Origin of the sequence: Geobacillus sp. JS12, assembly GCF_001592395.1 — a bacterium.
Taxonomy (GTDB): Bacteria; Bacillota; Bacilli; order Bacillales; family Anoxybacillaceae; genus Geobacillus; species Geobacillus zalihae.
This window is the reverse complement of the sequence record NZ_CP014749.1, coordinates 2,109,964-2,132,757: the sequence shown is the minus strand read 5'-3', so window position 1 is coordinate 2,132,757 and position 22,794 is coordinate 2,109,964. Positions and strand designations below refer to the sequence as shown.

At 54.6% G+C, this 22,794-nt stretch carries 21 protein-coding genes and 2 pseudogenes; 21 read left to right on the top strand and 2 right to left on the bottom strand.

The genetic code is table 11. From position 1 onward, the window contains the following. Positions 1 to 49: 49 nt before the first annotated feature. Positions 50 to 319, bottom strand: coding sequence for a 30S ribosomal protein S20 (rpsT, locus tag A0V43_RS10450; protein ID WP_011231991.1), 270 nt, complete (start codon positions 317 to 319; stop codon positions 50 to 52). Positions 320 to 501: 182 nt separating this feature from the next. Here rpsT and gpr point away from each other — a divergent pair, with 182 nt between their 5' ends. From gpr to deoC, 13 genes and pseudogenes are all read left to right on the top strand, one after another. Next, positions 502 to 1,620: a GPR endopeptidase gene (gpr, locus tag A0V43_RS10445; RefSeq protein WP_063193053.1), complete on the top strand. Its 1,119-nt coding sequence runs from the start codon at positions 502 to 504 to the stop codon at positions 1,618 to 1,620. 74 nt (positions 1,621 to 1,694) lie between these two features. Beyond that, entirely contained in the window at positions 1,695 to 2,894 is a 1,200-nt protein-coding gene (spoIIP, locus tag A0V43_RS10440; RefSeq protein ID WP_063193052.1) for a stage II sporulation protein P, read from the top strand. A 12-nt stretch (positions 2,895 to 2,906) separates the two neighbouring features. Then, positions 2,907 to 3,245 carry a YqxA family protein gene (locus A0V43_RS10435; protein ID WP_063193051.1) on the top strand — a complete coding sequence of 113 codons (339 nt, stop codon included), beginning with the start codon at positions 2,907 to 2,909 and terminating at the stop codon, positions 3,243 to 3,245. Between the two features lie 257 nt (positions 3,246 to 3,502). Continuing rightward, positions 3,503 to 5,332: a translation elongation factor 4 gene (gene lepA, locus A0V43_RS10430; protein ID WP_015375443.1), complete on the top strand. Its 1,830-nt coding sequence runs from the start codon at positions 3,503 to 3,505 to the stop codon at positions 5,330 to 5,332. Positions 5,333 to 5,406: 74 nt separating this feature from the next. Beyond that, complete coding sequence (gene hemW, locus A0V43_RS10425; RefSeq protein WP_015375442.1) at positions 5,407 to 6,546, top strand: radical SAM family heme chaperone HemW; 1,140 nt, start codon at positions 5,407 to 5,409, stop codon at positions 6,544 to 6,546. Positions 6,547 to 6,629: 83 nt separating this feature from the next. Continuing rightward, positions 6,630 to 7,664: a heat-inducible transcriptional repressor HrcA gene (hrcA, locus tag A0V43_RS10420; protein ID WP_063193050.1), complete on the top strand. Its 1,035-nt coding sequence runs from the start codon at positions 6,630 to 6,632 to the stop codon at positions 7,662 to 7,664. Between the two features lie 98 nt (positions 7,665 to 7,762). Continuing rightward, positions 7,763 to 8,403 (top strand): annotated as a pseudogene (gene grpE, locus A0V43_RS10415) (nucleotide exchange factor GrpE). 23 nt (positions 8,404 to 8,426) lie between these two features. After that, the gene (gene dnaK / locus A0V43_RS10410) at positions 8,427 to 10,250 is read left to right on the top strand and encodes a molecular chaperone DnaK (RefSeq protein WP_011231983.1); all 1,824 of its coding nucleotides are present in this window, start codon (positions 8,427 to 8,429) and stop codon (positions 10,248 to 10,250) included. 129 nt (positions 10,251 to 10,379) lie between these two features. After that, the gene (dnaJ, locus tag A0V43_RS10405) at positions 10,380 to 11,528 is read left to right on the top strand and encodes a molecular chaperone DnaJ (protein WP_013524167.1); all 1,149 of its coding nucleotides are present in this window, start codon (positions 10,380 to 10,382) and stop codon (positions 11,526 to 11,528) included. 5 nt (positions 11,529 to 11,533) lie between these two features. After that, a complete protein-coding gene (prmA, locus tag A0V43_RS10400; protein WP_063193049.1) occupies positions 11,534 to 12,472 on the top strand; it encodes a 50S ribosomal protein L11 methyltransferase in 939 nt (312 codons plus the stop codon). A 17-nt stretch (positions 12,473 to 12,489) separates the two neighbouring features. Beyond that, positions 12,490 to 13,265 (top strand): annotated as a pseudogene (locus tag A0V43_RS10395) (16S rRNA (uracil(1498)-N(3))-methyltransferase). A 76-nt stretch (positions 13,266 to 13,341) separates the two neighbouring features. Beyond that, positions 13,342 to 14,691: a tRNA (N(6)-L-threonylcarbamoyladenosine(37)-C(2))-methylthiotransferase MtaB gene (gene mtaB, locus A0V43_RS10390; protein WP_015375437.1), complete on the top strand. Its 1,350-nt coding sequence runs from the start codon at positions 13,342 to 13,344 to the stop codon at positions 14,689 to 14,691. 137 nt (positions 14,692 to 14,828) lie between these two features. After that, entirely contained in the window at positions 14,829 to 15,500 is a 672-nt protein-coding gene (gene deoC / locus A0V43_RS10385) for a deoxyribose-phosphate aldolase (RefSeq protein WP_015375436.1), read from the top strand. On the opposite strand, the gene A0V43_RS10380 is transcribed toward deoC, so the two are convergent. Further along, a complete protein-coding gene (locus A0V43_RS10380) occupies positions 15,497 to 16,432 on the bottom strand; it encodes a Na/Pi symporter (RefSeq protein ID WP_063193048.1) in 936 nt (311 codons plus the stop codon). The genes deoC and A0V43_RS10380 overlap by 4 nt on opposite strands. 184 nt (positions 16,433 to 16,616) lie before the next feature. Here A0V43_RS10380 and rpsU point away from each other — a divergent pair, with 184 nt between their 5' ends. From rpsU to A0V43_RS10340, 8 genes are all read left to right on the top strand, one after another. Continuing rightward, entirely contained in the window at positions 16,617 to 16,790 is a 174-nt protein-coding gene (gene rpsU, locus A0V43_RS10375) for a 30S ribosomal protein S21 (protein ID WP_008879912.1), read from the top strand. Between the two features lie 29 nt (positions 16,791 to 16,819). After that, on the top strand, positions 16,820 to 17,266 hold the full coding sequence (locus A0V43_RS10370; RefSeq protein ID WP_013144708.1) for a GatB/YqeY domain-containing protein: 447 nt from the start codon (positions 16,820 to 16,822) through the stop codon (positions 17,264 to 17,266). Positions 17,267 to 17,366: 100 nt separating this feature from the next. Beyond that, positions 17,367 to 17,651, top strand: coding sequence for a sporulation protein YqfC (gene yqfC / locus A0V43_RS10365; RefSeq protein ID WP_013144709.1), 285 nt, complete (start codon positions 17,367 to 17,369; stop codon positions 17,649 to 17,651). Between the two features lie 15 nt (positions 17,652 to 17,666). Next, positions 17,667 to 18,854, top strand: a complete 1,188-nt coding sequence (yqfD, locus tag A0V43_RS10360) for a sporulation protein YqfD (RefSeq protein ID WP_015375434.1) — start codon at positions 17,667 to 17,669, stop codon at positions 18,852 to 18,854. 2 nt (positions 18,855 to 18,856) lie between these two features. Then, positions 18,857 to 19,819: a PhoH family protein gene (locus tag A0V43_RS10355; protein ID WP_011231973.1), complete on the top strand. Its 963-nt coding sequence runs from the start codon at positions 18,857 to 18,859 to the stop codon at positions 19,817 to 19,819. Between the two features lie 49 nt (positions 19,820 to 19,868). Beyond that, positions 19,869 to 21,971, top strand: coding sequence for an HD family phosphohydrolase (locus A0V43_RS10350; protein ID WP_063193047.1), 2,103 nt, complete (start codon positions 19,869 to 19,871; stop codon positions 21,969 to 21,971). Continuing rightward, on the top strand, positions 21,968 to 22,438 hold the full coding sequence (gene ybeY, locus A0V43_RS10345; protein WP_011231971.1) for an rRNA maturation RNase YbeY: 471 nt from the start codon (positions 21,968 to 21,970) through the stop codon (positions 22,436 to 22,438). The genes A0V43_RS10350 and ybeY overlap by 4 nt, the downstream gene beginning before the upstream one ends. Then, positions 22,438 to 22,791, top strand: coding sequence for a diacylglycerol kinase family protein (locus A0V43_RS10340; RefSeq protein ID WP_015375433.1), 354 nt, complete (start codon positions 22,438 to 22,440; stop codon positions 22,789 to 22,791). The genes ybeY and A0V43_RS10340 overlap by 1 nt, the downstream gene beginning before the upstream one ends. The last annotated feature ends 3 nt before the right edge of the window (positions 22,792 to 22,794 follow it).

The window sequence follows — 22,794 nt, the reverse complement described above, 5'->3', positions numbered from 1 at the left end:
GTGAACAAAAGAAAAACAAAAAAACGACCTGGCGCCAGGTCGTTTTTGATTAGGAAGCTTGGATGCTGTTCAATTTTTTCGCTAAGCGCGATTTTTGCCGGCTGGCGGCGTTTTTATGGATAAGGCCTTTGCTTGCAGCTTTGTCTAATTTTTTCGACGCGATAATGAACGCCTCGCGCGCTTTTTCTACGTCTTTCAATTCAACAAGCGCTTCAAATTTTTTGATCGCCGTACGCATGGCCGATTTCATCGAGGCGTTGTGAGCCCGGCGCTTTTCGCTCGTTTTCGCGCGTTTGATCGCTGATTTGATGTTAGCCACGTTCGTTCACCTCCGTTACCGTTCCTATTTCTGTTGTGAACAACAGGAAGAACAAGTGTTATTCTATCAAACGTGTTTTGATTATGCAAGAGTGTTCAAGCGAAAATCCTTTACGAAACATGAATGACCGGGCCTGATTGCGGCGACAATAAAAGAAAACGGCAGAAATGGGGAGGAACGACATGGAACAGCCGCTCGATTTACGCCAGTACTCGGTGCGCACGGATTTAGCGATCGAAGCGCATGAGATCGCACTCGAGGAGCGCTTGCAGCAAAAACAAGAAAGCGCCGCGCCGATTGAGGGGGTCATCATTCATAACGAGGAGATCAACGGCGTCAAGCTGTCGCATGTGCATGTCACGGAACAAGGAGCGGCCTCGATCGGCAAAAAGCCGGGCCACTACGTGACGATTGAAGCGCAAGGCATCCGCGAACAAAACACCGAGCTGCAGCAAAACGTGCAGCGCATTTTTTCCGAGCAGCTCAGCGCCTTTTTCAAGCGGCTCCGCATCCCCGATCAAGCGAGCTGCTTGATCGTCGGGCTCGGCAACCAAAACGTCACCCCGGACGCGCTCGGGCCGCTCACGGTGGAAAACGTGCTTGTCACCCGTCATTTGTTCCAGCTGCAGCCGGAAAGCGTCGAGGAAGGCTTCCGGCCGGTGAGCGCCCTTGCTCCGGGGGTGATGGGGACGACCGGGATTGAAACGAGCGACATTATCGACGGCGTCGTCCGGAAAACAAAGCCGGATTTTGTCATTGTGATTGACGCCTTGGCTGCCCGCTCGATCGAACGGGTCAACGCGACGATTCAAATTTCTGACACCGGCATCCATCCTGGCTCCGGGGTCGGCAACAAGCGGAAAGAGTTAAGCTATGAAACGCTTGGCATTCCGGTCATTTCGATCGGCGTTCCGACGGTTGTCGATGCGGTCTCCATCACGAGCGACACGATCGATTTCATTTTGAAGCACTTCGGCCGCGAAATGCGCGAAGGGAAACGGCCGTCAAGCGCGCTCGCTCCGGCGGGCTGGACGTTTGGGCGCAAACGAAAATTGACGGAACAAGACATGCCGTCGCCGCAAGAACGGTCGACGTTTCTTGGCATGGTCGGCACGCTTGGCGATGAAGAAAAGCGGCGTCTCATCTATGAAGTGCTCGCCCCGCTCGGGCATAATTTGATGGTGACTCCAAAAGAGATTGATTCGTTTATCGGCGATATGGCCAACTTATTAGCCGGCGGCTTGAATGCGGCGCTGCATCGGCAAGTCGACCAAGGCAATGTCGGCTCCTACACCCATTAAACAAAAAACAGTTCTATCTTTTCCCGCTTGGCCATACGTTAAACTGAGGAGACAAGCCGGGAAAGGGTGGGAATATGAAACGATGGCGCTCCCCAAACGTCATGATCGCGATTCCAGGAGCCAGCATAAAGAAACTGTTGATGCTCATCATCCTTGGCTGCATGATGATGTTTATGCTTGTCGGAGCGCTCACATCGCTGCGGCCGGAATACCGTCCGTCGTCATCATCGCTGAACGATATGGCGGCCCATTTTCCGGAAGAGACGTTCATTCGTCTGTTCGCCTTGGAAAATCGATATTTTGCGCAGCTGCTGCCGAAAGATCGGCGGCAGACGAATTACTCATCGCTATTGTTCCGCCTGGCGACGAGCATCAATCCCGATGACCCGCGCAGCCTGCTTGGCAGCGAGCTGCCTGGCTTTGCCCTTTATGACAGCAAAATTCTCATCGCTGGTGAAGGAACGGATTATACGAACATGCCATACGAATCAGCGCCGCCGCTTGAGGCGATGCTTGCGGAACGGCAAGCCTCGGTCGATGAACTCGAACAAGCAAACAAGAACGAAGATGAAAAACCGGTTCCCCCGCCATCGCAGACGACCGGAGGGAAAAAAGTAGTCTACATTTACAATACCCATACGCATGAGTCGTTTTTGCCGGCGCTCAAAGGGGTCACTGACCCGGATTTGGCGTTTCACCCGACGGTCAACATCACAAAAGTGGGGGAAAAGTTAGCGGAAGAACTGGAAAAGCGCGGCATCGGGGCTGAAGTGAGCAAAATCGACATTGTCAGCGAATTGTTAAAGAAAGGAATGAAATACTCCCAATCGTATGATATGTCTCGCCAAATAGTGGTCGCAGCGATGAAGCAAAATCGTGACTTGCACTACTTCATCGATATCCATCGCGATTCGCGGCGGCGGAACTATACGACGGCTACGATCCACGGCGTTGATTATGCGCGTGTCACATTCATTATTGGCGGAGAAAACGCGACATACGAGAAAAACTTGCAGCTGGCTACCGCGTTGCATCAGTTGCTGCAAAAGAAATATCCAGGGTTGAGCCGCGGGGTGATCGAGAAAAAAGGAGCCGGGACGAACGGCAAGTTTAATCAAGATTTATCGGAAAACGCGATTTTAATTGAAGTCGGCGGTGTTGACAATACGTTTACGGAGTTGTTTCGTTCCGTGTCGGCGCTCGCTGACGTATTCAGCGACTATTATTGGCAGGCGGAAAAAGTCGAAGCGCCGGCTCCGGCGGAGAAAAAGTAAAGGAGCGTCACTATGGCACGATGGTTCATCCGCTTTACTCTAGCGATCTTTCTTCTTTTTTTCGGCGTGTTGTTTGGCATGCAAGAGGCGCATCGCGGCATGGAACGGATGCGCGGTTATGCCGATCCGTCGTTTCCATCCGTCATCGATATGAAAAAAAGGGAAAATGGTGAGGTGGAAGCGGTGGTGTTTGGCCGGCCGGTCGTTGCTGGAGATTTAGGAGAAAAGCAAGAAACGATTCGCGAGCTGAAAACGTTCAACTTGTTCTCTAGGCTCGGCCAGCTTTTTGCCGATGCCGTCACCGTGCTCATGGAAATGCTGTTTTCGCTCGTCGGCCGGGTGTTGGACTAGCCCGTTCATGTGCGGACGAAACAGGAACGTGCCGTCACAATGGCGGCTTTTTCTTTTTTACGCCGTCCGCCGGCTGGAGCACAAAGTGCTGCGCTTTCCATATTGTCGATTGTTTTCTTGGCGCGGCTCTTTCTGTTTCGCGTCTTTCCGGAAAGCTCGAACGGCGGCTTGGCTTTTCGTTCATCATTGAATCTTCTTCGCGCTGTTGCTATAATCAAAGCTAGTGTAGTTTTGCGAAGAAGCAGGAGTGAGAGACGATGAACCGGGAAGAACGGTTGAAACGGCAGGAACGGATCCGCAATTTTTCGATTATTGCCCACATTGACCACGGAAAATCGACGCTGGCGGACCGCATTTTGGAAAAAACGGGGGCGTTGTCGGAGCGCGAATTGCGCGAGCAGACGCTCGATACGATGGAGCTTGAGCGCGAGCGCGGCATCACGATTAAATTGAATGCGGTCCAGTTGACATATAGAGCGAAAAATGGCGAAGAGTACATTTTCCATTTGATCGACACGCCGGGCCATGTCGACTTTACGTACGAAGTGTCGCGCAGTTTGGCTGCCTGCGAAGGGGCGATTTTGGTCGTCGATGCGGCGCAAGGTATTGAAGCGCAGACGCTCGCCAACGTGTATTTGGCGATCGATAATAATTTGGAAATTTTGCCGGTCATTAACAAAATCGATTTGCCAAGCGCCGAACCGGAGCGTGTGCGTCAAGAAATTGAGGATGTCATCGGCTTGGACGCCTCTGACGCGGTGCTTGCTTCGGCCAAAGTCGGCATCGGCATCGAAGAAATTTTGGAAAAAATCGTCGAAAAAATTCCGGCTCCCTCGGGAGATCCGGATGCGCCGCTGAAAGCGCTCATTTTTGATTCCCTTTATGACCCGTACCGCGGCGTTGTCGCCTATGTCCGCGTCGTCGACGGAACGGTGAAGCCGGGACAGCGCATTAAAATGATGTCGACCGGCAAAGAGTTTGAAGTGACGGAAGTCGGCGTGTTCACGCCGAAGCAAAAAGTCGTCGATGAATTGACGGTCGGTGATGTCGGCTATTTGACTGCCTCGATTAAAAACGTGAAAGATACGCGCGTCGGCGATACGATCACCGATGCCGAACGGCCGGCAGCTGAACCGCTCCCGGGCTATCGGAAGCTCAATCCGATGGTGTTTTGCGGGATGTATCCGATCGATACGGCGCGCTACAACGATTTGCGCGAGGCGCTCGAGAAGCTGCAATTGAACGATGCGGCGCTCCACTTTGAGCCGGAAACGTCGCAGGCGCTTGGGTTCGGCTTTCGCTGTGGATTTCTCGGCTTGCTTCATATGGAAATCATCCAAGAGCGGCTCGAGCGCGAATTTCATATCGATTTGATCACGACCGCGCCGAGCGTCGTTTACAAGGTGCATTTGACCGACGGAACGGAAGTTGACGTCGACAACCCGACGAACATGCCCGACCCGCAAAAAATCGACCGCATTGAAGAGCCGTATGTGAAAGCGACGATCATGGTGCCAAACGACTATGTCGGGCCGGTGATGGAGCTGTGTCAAGGAAAGCGCGGCACGTTTGTCGATATGCAATATTTGGATGAAAAGCGCGTCATGCTCATTTACGATATTCCGCTCTCCGAGATCGTCTACGACTTTTTCGATGCTTTAAAGTCGAACACAAAAGGGTACGCGTCATTCGACTACGAATTGATCGGCTACCGGCCGTCCAATCTCGTCAAGATGGATATTTTGCTAAACGGCGAAAAAATCGATGCCTTATCGTTTATCGTTCATCGCGACTCTGCGTACGAGCGCGGCAAAGCGATCGTTGAAAAGCTGAAAGATTTGATTCCACGCCAGCAATTTGAAGTGCCGGTGCAGGCGGCGATCGGCAACAAGGTCATCGCCCGTTCGACAATCAAAGCGTTGCGCAAAAACGTGCTCGCAAAATGTTACGGCGGCGACGTGTCGCGGAAGCGGAAGCTGCTTGAGAAGCAAAAAGAAGGAAAGAAGCGGATGAAACAAATCGGGTCGGTCGAAGTGCCGCAAGAAGCGTTTATGGCCGTCTTGAAAATCGACGACCAGAAAAAATAACGAGCAAGGCTGTCTCCGTTGGGGATAGCCTTGTTTGTTTCCTGCGGCGCCGCCGGCTGAAAGGAGGAGGACCGATGGCCGTTTCAGCGTATTTTCATATTCCATTTTGCGCCCATATTTGCCATTATTGCGATTTTAACAAAGTATTCGCCGCCGGCCAGCCGATTGACGACTATTTGCGAGCGATGGACAAAGAAATGGCGTGGACGGCGGCGGAATTTGGCAGCCAACTCAAGACGCTGTTTATCGGCGGCGGTACGCCGACGGTGCTTGAGCCGACGCAGCTCGGCTGTTTGCTTGCGAGCATCCACCGCCATTTTCAGTTTGACCCACAAACGGCCGAATTTACCGTCGAAGCCAACCCGGACGGCTTGACGAAAGAAAAGCTCGCTATTTTGCGCGATGCCGGAGTGAATCGGCTGAGCCTGGGGGTGCAGACATTTGACGATCAGCTTCTGCAAACGATCGGCCGCACGCACCGGCGAGGCGACGTCATACGGGCTGTAGCGTTGGCCAGAGAAGTCGGGTTTCAGAACATCAGCATTGATGTCATGTACGGTTTGCCGGGGCAGACGCTTGAGCAGTTTACGGCCGATTTAGAAGCGGCGTTTTCGCTTCATGTGCCGCATCTCTCTGCTTATTCCCTCATTTTGGAGCCAAGGACGATTTTTTATAACGAATGGCGGAAAGGGCGGCTCCGTCTACCGGGCGAAGAGATGGAAGCCGAGATGTACGAAGCGGCGATGGAGCAGATGGCTGCCGCTGGCTATCGGCAATACGAAATCAGCAACTATGCTTTGCCGGGATTTGAAAGCCGGCACAACTTGACGTACTGGAACAATGAGGAGTACTACGGCATCGGCGCTGGGGCGCACAGCTATATCGATGGGGTGCGGCGGGCGAATATCGGCCCCATCCGGCATTACATCAGCGCGATCGAACGCGGCCAATGGCCGCACCGCGATGTGCGCCGCTTGACCGTTCGCGAGCAGATGGAAGAGGAAATGTTTTTAGGGCTGCGCAAGACGGAAGGGGTGTCCAAAGTCTGCTTTCGGCAAAAGTTCGGCCGCGACCTCCATGACATATTTGGCGCGGCGATCCGCCGGGAAATCGAAAACGGACGCCTCGAGGAAACGGAGACTCACATCCGCTTGACAAAACGGGGCAAGCTGCTCGGCAATGAAGTGTTTGCCGCGTTCCTTTGCGAAATGTAAACATTGACATTTGCCGGGCGATTTGCTACCCTAGTAGTAGATTTAGCACTCGAATTGTTCGAGTGCTAACAGAGGTGAGACACGTGCTAACGGACCGCCAACTGCTGATTTTGCAGGTGATTATCGACGATTTCATTCGTTCTGGGCAGCCGGTCGGTTCGCGGACGTTATCGAAAAAGCATCAAATCGCGTTCAGCTCGGCGACGATCCGCAATGAGATGGCGGATTTGGAGGAGCTCGGCTATATTGAAAAAACGCACATTTCTTCCGGCCGTGTGCCGTCGGAAAAAGGGTACCGCTACTACGTCGACCATTTGCTGCCGCCGCAGCGGCTGACAAGGGCGGACATTCAAAAAATCCGCTCTGTGTTTGCTGAGCGCATCTATGAGCTGGAAAAACTGATGCAAAAGTCAGCGCAAATTTTATCCGAGCTGACGAACTATACATCCATTGCGCTCGGGCCGACGTTTAAAGAAAGCAAACTGAAGCGGATGCAAATCGTTCCGCTCAACGAGCAGACAGCTGTCGCCATCGTCGTGACGGACACCGGCCATGTTGAAAACCGGGTCGTGACGATTCCGTCATCAATGGACGCAGGCGACCTCGAAAAAATGGTCAACATTTTCAACGAGCGGCTCGCCGGCGTTCCGCTCATGGATTTGAAAGAAAAAATGGAGACGGAAGTGGCCGACGTATTGCGCCGGCACATCCGCAACTACGACATCGTGCTCAATACGCTCATGGAGACGCTCGATGCCCCTGAAGAAGAAAAAGTGTTTTTCGCTGGCAAGGCGAATATGCTCAACCAGCCGGAGTTCAGCGACATCCAAAAAGTGCGCCCGCTTCTGGACATCATTGAGCAGGAAAAAGACATTTATCGCCTGCTCCGCAAGCAAACCCAAAAAGGAGTGCGGGTTTCGATCGGGCATGAAAACGAACTGCGCGGCATGGAAAACTGCAGCTTGATTACAGCGACCTATTCGGTCGGCGATGAGCCGCTCGGGGCGATCGCGATTCTTGGTCCAACGCGCATGGAATACTCGCGCGTCATCACGGTCTTAAACCGTGTCGCTTCCGATTTGTCGGCCGCGCTCGCGAAATGGTATCAAAGTCAATAAGAATGGCCATATTGGATAACGGATGGATCGCGCATCCATCCTTTCCTTGTGGCCATTGATACATAAAAGGGAAGAGCCCCGGCAGGGAGGTGAAAGCGATGGAGCAAGGAGAAAAACAAGTGATGGAACAAGCTACATACGATGAGCCGGAGCGGGAGCAACCGATCGAGGAAAAAGCCGCCCCGCAGCCCGAGGGGAATCAGGCGGCGTTCCGCTTGAAGAGGCCGGTGGGGAGGAAGCGGCGGAGCCGGCGGAAAAAGCGCCAACGGCCGAGGAGTTGGCGGCGGCCAAGGCGCAGATCGCCGAATTGGAAGCGAAGCTTTCAGAGATGGAACACCGGTATCTCCGCCTGTACGCCGATTTTGAAAACTTCCGCCGCCGGACGCGCCAGGAGATGGAAGCGGCTGAAAAATACCGCGCCCAAAGCTTGGCGAGCGATTTGCTTCCGGTGCTTGACAACTTTGAACGCGCGTTGAAAATAGAGACGGACAACGAACAGGCGAAATCGATTTTGCAAGGGATGGAAATGGTGTACCGGTCGCTTGTTGACGCCTTGAAGAAAGAAGGCGTCGAGGCGATCGAGGCGGTCGGAAAGCCGTTTGACCCTTATTTGCACCAAGCCGTCATGCAGGCGGAAGCGGAAGGCTATGAGCCGAACACGGTTGTTGAGGAGCTGCAAAAAGGTTATAAGCTGAAAGACCGCGTGCTGCGGCCCGCCATGGTCAAAGTAAGCCAATAAACGGAAACGGAGGGTGATCAGTGATGAGCAAAATTATCGGCATCGACTTAGGAACGACGAACTCTTGCGTCGCCGTGTTAGAAGGCGGCGAAGTGAAAGTCATTCCGAATCCGGAAGGAAACCGCACGACCCCGTCGGTCGTCGCGTTTAAAAACGGCGAACGCCTAGTCGGCGAAGTCGCCAAACGGCAAGCGATCACGAACCCGAACACGATCATCTCGATCAAGCGCCATATGGGGACGGATTACAAAGTCGAAATCGAAGGGAAGCAATATACGCCGCAAGAAATTTCGGCGATCATTTTGCAATACTTGAAGTCGTACGCCGAAGACTATTTGGGCGAGCCGGTGACGCGTGCGGTCATCACGGTGCCGGCGTATTTCAACGACGCCCAGCGCCAAGCGACGAAAGACGCCGGCCGCATCGCCGGCCTCGAAGTCGAGCGCATCATCAACGAGCCGACGGCCGCGGCGCTTGCTTACGGCCTTGATAAAGAAGAAGACCAAACGATTCTCGTCTATGACTTAGGCGGCGGGACGTTTGACGTCTCGATTTTGGAGCTTGGCGACGGCGTGTTTGAAGTGAAGGCGACGGCCGGCGACAACCATTTGGGCGGCGACGACTTCGACCAAGTGATCATCGATTATTTGGTCAATCAGTTCAAGCAAGAGCACGGCATCGATTTGTCGAAAGACAAAATGGCGCTCCAACGCTTGAAAGATGCCGCGGAAAAAGCGAAAAAAGAGCTGTCCGGCGTCACGCAGACACAAATCTCGCTTCCGTTTATCAGCGCCAATGAAAACGGTCCGCTCCATTTGGAAATGACGTTGACAAGAGCGAAATTTGAAGAGTTGTCCGCCCACCTCGTCGAGCGGACGATGGGGCCGGTTCGCCAGGCGCTTCAAGACGCCGGCTTGACGCCAGCCGATATTGATAAAGTCATTTTGGTCGGCGGTTCGACGCGCATTCCAGCTGTCCAAGAAGCGATCAAGCGCGAGCTTGGCAAAGAGCCGCACAAAGGCGTCAACCCGGACGAAGTCGTTGCCATCGGTGCGGCGATCCAGGGCGGGGTGATCGCCGGCGAAGTGAAAGATGTCGTCCTGCTTGACGTGACCCCGCTTTCGCTTGGCATTGAAACGATGGGCGGCGTATTTACGAAACTGATCGAACGGAACACGACGATCCCGACAAGCAAATCGCAAGTGTTCACAACGGCGGCTGACAATCAAACGACGGTCGACATTCACGTCTTGCAAGGAGAGCGCCCGATGGCGGCGGACAACAAATCGCTCGGCCGCTTTCAGCTGACCGGCATTCCGCCGGCGCCGCGCGGCGTGCCGCAAATTGAAGTGACGTTTGATATTGACGCCAACGGCATCGTTCATGTGCGCGCCAAAGATTTAGGAACGAACAAAGAGCAGTCGATTACGATCAAATCGTCGTCCGGCCTGTCGGAAGAAGAAATTCAGCGCATGATTAAAGAAGCGGAAGAAAACGCCGAAGCCGACCGGAAGCGGAAAGAAGCCGCCGAGTTGCGCAACGAAGCCGACCAGCTCATTTTCATGACCGACAAAACGTTAAAAGAAGTCGAAGGAAAAGTGAGCGCCGATGAGATCAAGAAGGCGCAGGATGCGAAAGAGGCGTTGAAAGCGGCGCTCGAGAAAAATGACATCGACGACATCCGCAAGAAAAAAGACGCGCTGCAAGAAGCGGTGCAGCAGCTGTCGATCAAGCTGTATGAACAAGCAGCGAAACAGGCGCAAAGTGCAGGATCGCAAGGCGGCGCTGCCAATCATAAAGACAACGTGGTGGACGCCGAGTTTGAAGAAGTGAACGACGATAAATAATGCAACCGAAAGTCAAAGTCAGGCCTGCCTTGGCTTTGACTTTTTTTCTAGCATTGACATATTGCCTTGCCGCAGAGGGAAATGATAAAATTAAATTTATGTGAGTGAATCGGGAGTGGATGATCAACGATGGCGAAGCGCGATTATTACGAGATTCTCGGCGTCAGCAAAAACGCGACGAAAGACGAGATCAAAAAAGCGTATCGAAAGCTTTCGAAGCAGTATCATCCAGATGTGAACAAAGCCCCGGACGCCGCGGAGAAGTTTAAGGAAATTAAAGAGGCGTACGAAGTGTTAAGCGATGATGAAAAGCGGGCCCGCTACGACCGCTTCGGCCATGCCGACCCGAACGAAACGTTTGGCGGCGGCGGATTCCAAGGCGGAGGGTTTGATTTCGGCGGCTTTAGCGGCTTTGGCGGTTTTGAAGATATTTTTGAAACGTTTTTCGGCGCCGGTCCGCGCAGGCGGGCGAGCGGTCCGCGCAAAGGCGCGGATGTCGAGTATATGATGACGCTTACGTTTGAAGAAGCGGCGTTCGGAAAAGAAACGGAAATTGAAATTCCGCGGGAAGAGACGTGCGACACGTGCCAGGGCAGCGGAGCGAAACCGGGCACAAGCCCGACGTCTTGTCCGCATTGCCACGGCAGCGGGCAAGTGACAAGCGAACAAGCGACGCCATTTGGCCGCATCGTCAACCGCCGGACATGTCCCGTCTGCGGCGGCACGGGCCGGTACATTCCGGAGAAATGCCCAACGTGCGGCGGCACGGGACGCGTCAAACGGCGGAAAAAAATTCACGTCAAAATTCCAGCCGGCGTCGACGACGGCCAGCAGCTGCGCGTCGCCGGCCAAGGGGAGCCAGGGGTCAATGGCGGGCCGCCGGGCGATTTGTACATCATCTTCCGAGTCGAACCACATGAGTTTTTCAAACGCGACGGCGACGATATTTATTGCGAAGTGCCGTTGTCGTTCGCCCAGGCGGCGCTCGGCGATGAGATCGAAGTGCCGACGCTCCATGGCCATGTAAAGCTGAAAATCCCGGCCGGCACGCAAACGGGCACGCGCTTCCGCTTGAAGGGAAAAGGGGTGCCGAACGTGCGCGGCTACGGCCAAGGCGATCAGCACGTCATTGTCCGCGTTGTGACGCCGACGAAGCTGACCGAAAAGCAAAAGCAGCTGTTGCGCGAGTTTGATCGGCTCGGCGGGGACACGATGCACGACGGGCCGCACGGCCGTTTTTTTGAGAAAGTCAAAAAGGCGTTTAAAGGAGAAGCGTAAGCGCGATGAAATGGTCAGAAATCAGCATTCATACGACGCATGAGGCGGTCGAGGCGATTTCGAACATTTTGCATGAAGCGGGCGCCGGCGGCGTCGTCATCGAAGACCCATACGATTTGGTCAAAGAACGGGACGACTGGTACGGCGAGATCGTCGAGCTCAACCCGGACGACTATCCGGAAGAAGGGGTGATCATTAAGGCATATTTGCCGGTCAACAGTTTTCTTGGCGAAACGGTCGAACAAATTAAGCAGGCGATTAACAATTTATGGCTGTATGATATCGACCTTGGCAAAAATAAAATTACATTGAGCGAAGTAAATGAAGAGGAATGGGCAACGGCGTGGAAAAAGCATTATCACCCGGTGAAAGTGTCCGAAAAGTTTACGATCGTGCCGACGTGGGAAACGTACGAGCCGGCGTCTCGTGATGAGCTGATCATCGAAATGGATCCGGGCATGGCGTTTGGGACCGGCACGCACCCGACAACGGTCATGTGTCTGCAGGCGCTTGAAAAGTACGTGCGCCCCGGCGATCATGTCATTGACGTCGGCACCGGCTCCGGCATTTTAAGCATCGCCGCGGCGATGCTTGGCGCTCGGTCGGTGCGGGCGCTCGATTTGGATCCGGTGGCGGTCGACAGCGCGCGGCTGAACGTGAAGCTCAATAAGGTGCAGCATATCGTAACGGTCTCACAAAACAATTTGCTCGACCATATCGAGGAACCGGCTGATGTGATCGTCGCCAATATTTTAGCGGAAATCATTTTGCGCTTTACTGGTGACGCCTACCGGTTGTTAAAGCCAGGCGGCCGCTTCATCACGTCTGGCATCATTCAGGCGAAAAAGCAGGACGTCAAAGACGGGTTGCTTGCCGCCGGCTTTGCCATTGAGGAAATCAACGTGATGGAAGACTGGGTGGCGGTTGTCGCCATGAAACCGTAAGCAAAGAAGGGATGGCTGTGCAGCGCTATTTCGTTTCCGGCCAGGCGCAACAAGGCGGGATCGTCGCGATCAGCGGCGATGATGCCCATCATATCGCCCGCGTCATGCGCATGAAGCCGGGGACGGGATCATTTGCGTCTTTCCAGACGGGCGCACGGCGGTGTGTGAAATTGAACAAATTGCCAATGAGCATGTGCAAGCCCGTATTGTACAATGGAAAGAGGAGCGAAGCGAGCTGCCGGTGCGCATCTACATCGCCCAAGGGCTGCCGAAAGGTGAAAAGTGGGAGCTCGTCATCCAAAAAGGAACAGAGCTCGGCGCCGCCGGCTTTCTTCCGTTCGAGGCCGCCCGGTCGGTCGTGAAATGGGACGCGAAAAAGGCGGAGAAAAAAGTCGAGCGATGGAAAAAAATCGCGAAAGAAGCGGCTGAGCAGGCTGAACGAACGGTGGTGCCGGACGTGCGGGCGCCGCTTTCGTTTGTTGAGCTCCTCGCCTTTGGCCAAACGGTCGATGTTCGGCTGTTTGCCTACGAAAAAGAGGCGCGAAACGCCCGGCATGCCGCGCTTCCGGCGCTTCTTTCCCGCCTCCGTCCGGGCGGCGCGTTGCTGGCTGTCTTCGGGCCGGAAGGCGGGTTCAGCCCGGAAGAAGCAGAACAGCTTCGGCAGCACGGTTTTTCGCCGTGCAGCCTTGGGCCGCGCATTTTGCGGACCGAAACAGCTCCGCTCTATTTGCTTTCCGCCGCCTCTTATGAATGGGAGCTGCGCGCGCCGAACGGCGAAGCGGAGCGCGCTTAGTGAGCAACATTGGCTGTTTCTTATAAAAGTTCGGTCCCGCTGATCCTTAAGCGGGGGGTAGAGCGAGGTGAACAAGATGCCGACAGTGGCTTTTCATACACTAGGCTGCAAAGTCAATCATTACGAAACCGAAGCGATTTGGCAGCTGTTTAAAAAAGCCGGCTACGAGCGAAAAGAGTTTGAAAGCCGTGCGGATGTGTATGTGATCAACACGTGCACGGTGACGAACACCGGCGATAAAAAGAGCCGTCAAGTCATCCGTCGTGCGGTGCGCCGTAATCCGGACGCCGTCGTCTGCGTGACCGGTTGCTATGCGCAAACATCGCCGGCTGAGGTCATGGCCATTCCGGGCGTTGATATTGTCATCGGCACGCAAGACCGGCATAAAATTTTAGAGTACATCGAGCAGTTCCAGCGCGAGCGCCAGCCGATCAACGCTGTTCACAACATTATGAAAACGCGCGTTTTTGAGGAGATGGATGTGCCGGAATTCACGGATCGGACGCGGGCGTCGCTTAAGATCCAAGAAGGGTGCAACAACTTCTGCACGTTTTGCATCATCCCGTGGGCGCGCGGCTTAATGCGCTCGCGCGATCCGCAGGAAATCATCCGCCAGGCGCGCCAGTTGGTTGCCGCCGGCTATAAAGAAATCGTTCTGACCGGCATTCATACAGGCGGCTATGGCACCGATCTGAAAGACTATAACTTTGCGTCCTTGTTGCGCGATTTAGACGAGCAAGTGCCGGGGCTCCGGCGGCTCCGCATTTCGTCGATTGAGGCGAGCCAAATCACCGATGAAGTGATTGATGTGCTGAAGCGGTCGGAGAAAATCGTCCGCCATTTGCACATTCCGCTCCAGTCTGGGTCGAATACGGTGCTCAAGCGGATGCGCCGCAAATATACGGTGGAATTTTACGCGGAGCGGCTCGCCCGGCTGCGCGAAGTGTTTCCAGAGCTGGCGGTGACTTCTGACGTCATCGTCGGCTTCCCAGGCGAGACGGAAGACGAATTTATGGAGACGTACAACTTTATTCGTGAACAACGGTTTTCCGAGCTGCATGTCTTTCCTTATTCGAAGCGGACCGGCACGCCGGCGGCGCGCATGCCGAACCAAATCGATGAAGAAACGAAGCATGACCGCGTCCGCCGCTTGATCGCTCTGTCCGATCAATTGGCGAAAGAGTACGCCTCCCGTTTTGAAGGGCAAGTGCTCGAGGTCATCCCGGAAGAGCGCGACAAAGAGCGGCCGGATTTGTACGTCGGCTATACAGACAACTATTTGAAAGTCCGCTTCCCGGCAACCGAGGAAATGGTCGGTGAACTTGTCAAAGTGAAGATTACGAAAGCCGGCTATCCGTACAATGAAGGAGAGTTCGTCCGCGTTGTGCCGGATGAAATGGCCCGTTCGGTCAAATGGAGCTCATAACCCAGCCTAGTTGCTGGGTTTTTTCTGTCTTTTTCCGGAGACAATACGGATGGCTAGTTTTTGTCGAGGGAGCATGGTATGATGGTAGACGTCAGACCTTCCATCTTGACGGAAATGGCAGAAAGGGGTTTCTCCGAATGACGATGAATATCGCGAAAATGATCGATCATACGCTGCTCAAACCGGAAGCGACAGAACAACAAATCGTGCAACTGTGCACGGCAGCAAAGCAATACGGCTTTGCTGCCGTGTGCGTCAACCCAACGTGGGTGAAAACGGCGGCGCGTGAACTTTCCGGCACCGATGTCCGCGTCTGCACGGTCATCGGCTTTCCACTTGGGGCGACGACGCCGGAAACAAAGGCGTTTGAAACAATGAACGCCATCGAAAACGGCGCCCGCGAAGTCGATATGGTGATCAACATCGGCGCGTTAAAAAGCGGGCAAGACGAGCTTGTCGAGCGCGACATTCGCGCGGTCGTCGAGGCGGCGGCTGGCAGGGCGCTTGTCAAAGTGATCATTGAAACGGCGCTTTTGACCGATGAGGAAAAAGTGCGCGCCTGCCAGCTTGCGGTGAAAGCCGGCGCTGATTATGTGAAAACGTCGACCGGGTTTTCCGGCGGAGGTGCGACGGTGGAGGATGTGGCGCTGATGCGGAAAACGGTCGGCGACAGAGCAGGTGTCAAAGCATCAGGCGGCGTTCGCGACCGGAAAACGGCAGAAGCGATGATCAACGCCGGCGCGACGCGCATCGGCACGAGCTCTGGAGTGGAGATCGTCACCGGCGGGACGGGCCGCGCTGACTACTAAGCTCGGTTTCGGTCATGCAAAAACAGAATGACCTTTTCGATGGCGCCGACAAATGGAAGAGCAGCCACTGAGCAAATGACGTTGAACAAGACGCTCACATGAGCGAGCTGCACATCAGGCGCTGGGCTGAGCCTGGCGGCAAAACTGGCGAACGGCTCGGTCCAAAAGGCGAACAAAGCGGCGCCGACGACGTTCAGCCATAGATGGGTGTAGGCGGTCAGCTGGGCCTCTTTGCTGGAGCCGATCGAAGCCAAAAGCCCGGTGATGCACGTACCGATGTTGGCGCCAAGCAACAGAGCAATCGCCGCGGACAGCGTCAACAGCTGTTCGTTTAAAAATCCCATGGCGATGCCGATCGTTGCCGCGCTCGAATGAACGAGAGCGGTGAGGACGATGCCGACAAGAAGGCCGACAGCGACGGATCGGTTCGTTTCTTTCAGCCATGCATCAACGAACGGATAGGCGGCAAGCGGTTTAGCGAGGCTGCCAAAGCCGTCCATGGCAAACAGCACAGCGGCGAGGCCGACAGCGGTCATGCCGATGCCGAGAACAAGGCGATGGCGGCCGAAAAAAACAAGCAGCGCGCCGCTTATAAGAAGTGGGATGGCGCCATCGCCGATATCAAGCGTCATCAGCTCGGTCGTGACCGTCGAGCCGATGTTGCTGCCTAAAATGATGCCGATCGATTGGCGGAACGACAAGTAGCCGGCGGCGACAAGGCCGACCGTCATCACCATCACCGCTGAGCTGCTTTGCAGGAGAGCGGTCGTCGCCAAACCGGCGGCAAATCCTTGCAGCGGCGTGGCGGTAAAGCGCATGAGCCACCGTTTTAACCGATGGCCGGACAACGTGTAAAGCCCAGCTTTCATCATAAACATGCCAAGAAGAAACAAAGCGGTGTAAATGGCAAACAGCATCCAAAACGATCCCATGGGCGATCTCCCCTTTCACCCTATATGTATGGGCCTTGTCCGCGGGTGATGACCGTTTTTTCAGGGCGGGGAAGAGGTGGCCAGCAGGCCGCCGCTGCTTTTTTTATTGACCTTTTCTGTCAGCATGTATTATAATTGACAAGTACAATATGCAATGGTTGTTGTTCGGAGGGAGGGAAGCAGGATGTCCAAAACGATCGTTCGCAAAAATGAGTCGATCGACGACGCTCTTCGTCGCTTTAAGCGTGCCGTTTCGAAAACGGGCACTTTGCAAGAAGTGAGAAAGCGCGAATTTTATGAAAAGCCAAGCGTCAGACGGAAGAAAAAATCTGAGGCGGCTAGAAAGCGCAAGCACTAAGAGCATGCATTAAAGAGGGTGTATAATCGGTGAGTCTTCTCGATCGTTTGAATGACGATATGAAGCAGGCGATGAAAAACAAGGAGAAAGAAAAACTGTCTGTTCTCCGGATGCTGAAAGCGGCGCTGCAAAACGAAGCGATCAAGCTCGGCAAAAGCCCGCTCTCGGAAGACGAAGAGCTGACGGTTCTTTCTCGCGAACTGAAACAGCGTAAAGACTCCCTCCAAGAATTTGAAAACGCTGGCCGTTCAGATCTTGTCGAAAAAGTGAAAACCGAAATTGAAATTGTTCAATCGTATATGCCAACGCCGCTGACAGAGGACGAGCTGCGCGATTTGATCGAGCAGACGATCAAGGAAGTCGGCGCCTCTTCGAAAGCGGATATGGGAAAAGTGATGGGCGCGATCATGCCGAAAGTGAAAGGAAGAGCGGATGGTTCGCTCGTCAACAAACTTGTCCAACAACAGCTGTCATAAATGCAATGGGCCTTGCCGGCAGGCGGGCCCGTTGTTTTTGAAAAGCGGTGCTAGAACCCCCTTTTGTCTCATACATATGAGATGAAAGGGGTTCTTTTTGATGGTGAAAAAATGGCGCCAGCAGATGAAGCGGTGGATGGCGGAAAAGCTTGAACTTCCCGCCGACATTATGATGGATCTGCCCCGCATTACGATGGTTGGGCACATACATATTTACATTGAAAACCACCGCGGGCTGCTCGCGTTCAGCGATAAAGAGCTCCGCCTTTTGCTGCGGAACGGACAGCTCGTTGTCCGCGGCGAACAGTTTGTGATTAAAACGATTTTGCCGGAAGAAATTTTGTTGGAAGGAAAAATCAGCCAAGTCGTTTATATAGATGAATAGCGAGGAGGAACGGAGATGAAAAACGAATGGGTCGACACGCTCGCCGGCAGCGTGCGGGTCAAAGCGAGAGGGAAAGGGATCGAACGGTTGATCAACGCCTGCGTCCGCCAAGGGATTGCCGTCTGGAACGTGAAAAAGCATAGCGCGGATACCGCGACGTTTTTCATTAAGCTCAGCGACGTGAAACGGCTGCGCCATGTCGCCCGGCAAAGCGAATGCAAACTTTCGTTTGTCGGGAGAACCGGGCTGCCGTTTTTTTGGCGGCGGGCCTGGCGGAACAGCGGGTTTTGGCTCGGCTTGCTCCTTTTTATCGCGATGGTGTTTTTGCTTTCGAACATCGTTTGGAAGATCGAAATCAAAGGGGCGGCTCCAGAGACGGAGCATCAAATCGCCCGCGAGTTGAAGCGAATGGGAGTCGAGCGCGGCGCATTTCAGTTTCTGCTTGATGACCCGGAGACGCTGCAAAAAAAGCTGACGGAACGCGTTCCGGACATCACGTGGGTCGGCGTTGAGTGGAAAGGGACGTCGCTTCACTTCCGCGTCGTTGAAAAAGAGATTCCGGAGCCGAAAAAACCGATTCCGCCGCGTCATCTCGTGGCAAAAAAAGAGGCGGTCATCGCTGATTTGTTCGTTGAAGAGGGACAACCGCTCGTTTCCGTCAACGACTATGTGCAAAAAGGCCAGCTGCTTGTTTCTGGCATTATCGGCGCTGAAGGGAGGACGAAGTTTGTGCCGGCGTCAGGGAAAGTGTTTGGCGAAACATGGTACAAGTCTACGGTCGTCCTGCCGCTTGAGACGACGTTTCATGTGTTGACCGGCAAGTTCACCGAACGGCATTATGTCGGAATCGGGCGCCTTTTGATTCCCGTTTGGGGATGGAAGAAGCCGGTGTTTGCCCATACCATCGTTGAGACAGAAAAACGGCCGTTTCGTTTTTGGAAATGGGACTTGCCGCTCTATTACGAGCGCATCACGATCCGCGAGGCGGAAGAAGTGAAGCGGCGCTACACGTGGGAAGAAGCGTTCGCGGAAGCGAAAGAGATCGCCCGCCGCGAGCTGCGGGCGAAATTGCCGGAGGAGGCGGCCATTCGCAGCGAAAAAGTTTTGCATCAGGCGAAAGAGAATGGTAAAGTAAGGGTAGAATTGCATTACGAAGTCATTGAAAATATTGCTGTACCACAACCCATCGTCCAAGGAGATTGAGAATGTCAGAGCAGTTCGTTACGATCAGCCAACATGTGCGAAACCCGCAGGAAGCGGCGGCGCTCTTTGGCGTCCATGACATCCATTTGAAGCGGATCGAGGAAGAGCTCGGCGTGTCGATTGTGACGCGCGGGGAAACGGTCAACGTCTCCGGCACGCCGCAGCAAGTTCAGCTCGTTGATGAATTGCTTCGCCATTTATTGATCGTCATTCGCAAAGGGGCGGCGGTCAGCGAGCGCGACGTTCTTTACGCCATTCAGCTTGCAAAAAAAGGAGCGCTTGACGGCCTTGTTCAGCTGTATGACGAGGAGATTACAAAAAACGCCAAAGGGAAGCCGATCCGCGTCAAAACGTTGGGCCAGCGCTATTATGTTGCAGCAATTGAACAGTATGACTTGACGTTCGGCATCGGCCCAGCCGGCACCGGAAAAACGTATTTGGCGGTCGTCATGGCGGTCAAGGCGTTAAAAAACGGCAGCGTCAAGCGCATCATTTTGACTCGTCCGGCCGTTGAGGCCGGAGAAAGCCTCGGCTTTTTGCCAGGCGACTTAAAAGAGAAGGTTGACCCGTATTTGCGCCCGCTGTATGATGCCTTAAACGATGTGTTGGGAGCGGAGTATACGCAGCGGTTGATTGAGCGCGGCACGATTGAAATCGCCCCACTCGCCTACATGCGCGGCCGGACGCTGGAGGATGCGTTCGTCATCCTTGACGAGGCGCAAAATACGACGCCAGCGCAAATGAAAATGTTTTTGACCCGGCTCGGCTTCGGTTCGAAGATGGTCATTACCGGCGATATTTCCCAAGTCGACTTGCCGAAGGGCGTCGAATCGGGGCTTTCGGTCGCCAAGCGCATTTTGGCCTCCATTGGCGGCATCGCCTTTGTGTTTTTGGAACAGTCGGATGTCGTTCGCCATCCGCTCGTCGCGAAAATTATTGACGCCTATGATGAGGCGGGCTTATAGAACGAGAGCGACGGGATCGGTCTTTTCTTGCAAAGCGAGGGGAAAACCGGTGGGAAGGTTTCGTTTTTTTCTTGAGCGGACAAAAACAGTCCGCTTTGTCCGCTTTTGGCTGTTTTTGCTTTTGGCTGTTCTGTTGTTTGCCGTTTTGTATGGGCAAGTGAAGCCGCGCCAGTATGAGCTGCGCCTGTTTGACGTCGCGAAGGAAACGATCCGTTCGCCGGTGACGGTCGAGGACAAAGAGGCGACCGCCAAGCTGAAAGAAGAGGCGGCGGCGAAAGTAGCGGATGTCTATACGTTAAAAAAAGAATATGCCGAAAACCGGGTCGACCTTCTTTCCTCGCTGTTTGCTGCAATTGAGAGCGTGCAGCACGAGGCGGAGCCGGACCGCTCGCTCGGCGATATGATCGCCAAACTTGAGGAACGGCTGCCACCGGAATGGCTTGCCTATCTGTCTGCCGCTGAATGGCAACGGTTGCTTGCCGCCTCGCCGGAGGAGCTCAAGACGGCGAAGGAAGCCGCCTTGACCGCGGTGCATGCCGTCATGAGCGAGCGCATTTCCCAAGCGGAACTTGACACGGCGCGGGCGGAAGCGGCCAAAGAGCTTGAATACGCTGCGCTGTCGCCGCCGCTTCGCGAGGCGGTCGCGAAGCTTTGCCGACAGGCGGTCATTCCGAACGTCGTCTACGATCGGGCGGCGACGGAAGAAAAACGGCGGCAGGCGATGGATGAAGTGAAGCCGGTGAAAATTTTGCAAGGGCAAGTGATCGTCGAGGAAGGACAGTTTATCACGAATGATGTTTACCGCCGGCTTGAGCTGGTCGGCTTGCTTGAGAGCGGGCGTCCGTCTTGGACCGCCGCTGGGCTTTTGGTGTTCGTTTTGTTGCTGCTTGCTCCGCTCATTTCCTATTTTCGGACGGAAACGACGAATGAAAAGCTGTCGCTTTATACAGCCATTTTTGCGTTGATGATGACGACAATGGCGCTCATTCGCCTTCTTCCATCTAGCGGCGCTGTTTCCATCGGTTACCTTGTGCCGGCGGCGTTCGGGCCGATGCTCGTCCGCATTTTGCTCGGAGAGCGGCTCGCGATGATGACGACCATCATCGGAGCAGTGTGCGGCAGTTTGCTGTTCAATGAGGAAATTGGAACGGCCGGCGCGGTGTCGGTGTCGTTGATTGTTTACTTTCTTGCCGGCGGCTTGGCCGGGACGTTTTGTCTGCCAAAGGAGCTGGCGAAAGCGAACATTTGGCGGGCCGGCGTGTTTGTCGCCGCGGTCAATATCGTTTCGCTTTTTTCGCTGTTGCTGTTAAAAAACGGCCGCTATTCGCCGACGGAAATCGGTTTGTTGGTGCTGATGGCGGCGGCCTCAGGGGTTTTTTCTGCCATTTTGACGATCGGTCTCTTGCCGGTGTTGGAGGCGGCGTTTGGCATTTTGTCGCCGCTTCGGCTCATTGAACTATCCAATCCGAACCATCCGCTCTTGCGCAAGTTGCTCACTGAAGCGCCGGGGACGTACCATCATAGCATTATGGTCGCCAATTTGGCCGAAGCGGCGTGCGAGGCGATCGGCGCCGACGGCTTGCTGGCGCGCGTCGCCTGCTACTACCATGACATCGGTAAGACGAAGCGGCCGCGCTATTTCATCGAAAATCAAATAGGCGGCAATCCGCATGACCATTTGTCGCCGCAGTTGAGCAAAAATATTATTATCGCCCATGTCGCCGACGGCGTCGCTTTGCTGCGCAAGCACCGGCTGCCGAAGGAGATCATCGACATCGCCGAACAGCACCACGGCACGACGCTGCTGAAGTATTTTTATCATAAGGCGCGCGAGCAAACCGAGTTTGTCTCGGAAGCGGAGTTTCGTTATCCCGGGCCGAAGCCGCAGACGAAAGAAGCGGCGGTCATCAACATCGCCGACAGCGTCGAAGCGGCTGTTCGCTCGCTATCCAACCCGTCGCAGGAAAAAATCGAGAAGATCGTCCGGTCGATCATCGCTGATCGCTTGCAGGACAACCAGCTGAACGAGTGCGACATTACGCTGAAGGAGTTGGAACTCGTCGCCCGTTCGCTTTGCGAGACGTTAAACGGCGTCTTCCATTCGCGCATCGAATACCCAGAAGTACGAAAGGAAAAGGTGAAGCATGCATGACCATTCACATTGATTTTCTAGATGAAACGAACGAGGTGACCGCTGAGCAAATCGAGACGATCGAGCGGCTGCTCGCTGAGGCGGCGGCCCTTGAAAACGTGCCGGACGGGGCGGAGGTGAGCGTCACATTTGTGGACAACGAACGCATCCGCGCGATGAATCGTGACTATCGCGGCAAAGATGCGCCGACCGATGTGCTTTCGTTTGCTCTTGAGGAGGAAGGGGAAGAAGAGGTTCACATCGTCGGCGCTGATATGCCGCCGGTGCTCGGCGATATCGTCATTTCGATTCCGAAGGCGAAAGAGCAGGCGGCGGCCTATGGGCATTCGTTCATGCGCGAGCTCGGGTTTTTGGCTGTGCACGGTTTCTTGCACCTGCTTGGTTACGATCATGGGACAGAAGAGGAAGAGCGCGTCATGTTCGCCAAGCAGGAAGACATCTTGGCGAGGTTCGGGTTGACAAGATAATGCGCGGCAAACGAGAGCGAGACCGGTTTGCTTGGGCGTGGGCGGGAATGAAGGCGGCGGTGAAAGAGGAAGCTCATTTGCGCTTCCACTTGGCGGCCGCTGTTGTCGCCTTTGCCGCCGGGTGGGTCGTTGGGCTGTCGCGCTGGGAGTGGATCGTGCTGCTCATGACAGTCGGCACGGTCATTGCGCTTGAGCTCGTCAACACGGCTATTGAGCGCGCCGTCGATTTGGCGACGGGTGAGTTTCATCCGTTGGCGAAAGCGGCGAAAGACATCGCTGCCGCGGCGGTGCTCTCGGCGGCCGGATTTGCGGTTGTGATCGGCATTTTGCTGTTTTGGCCGCATCTTCGCTAAACG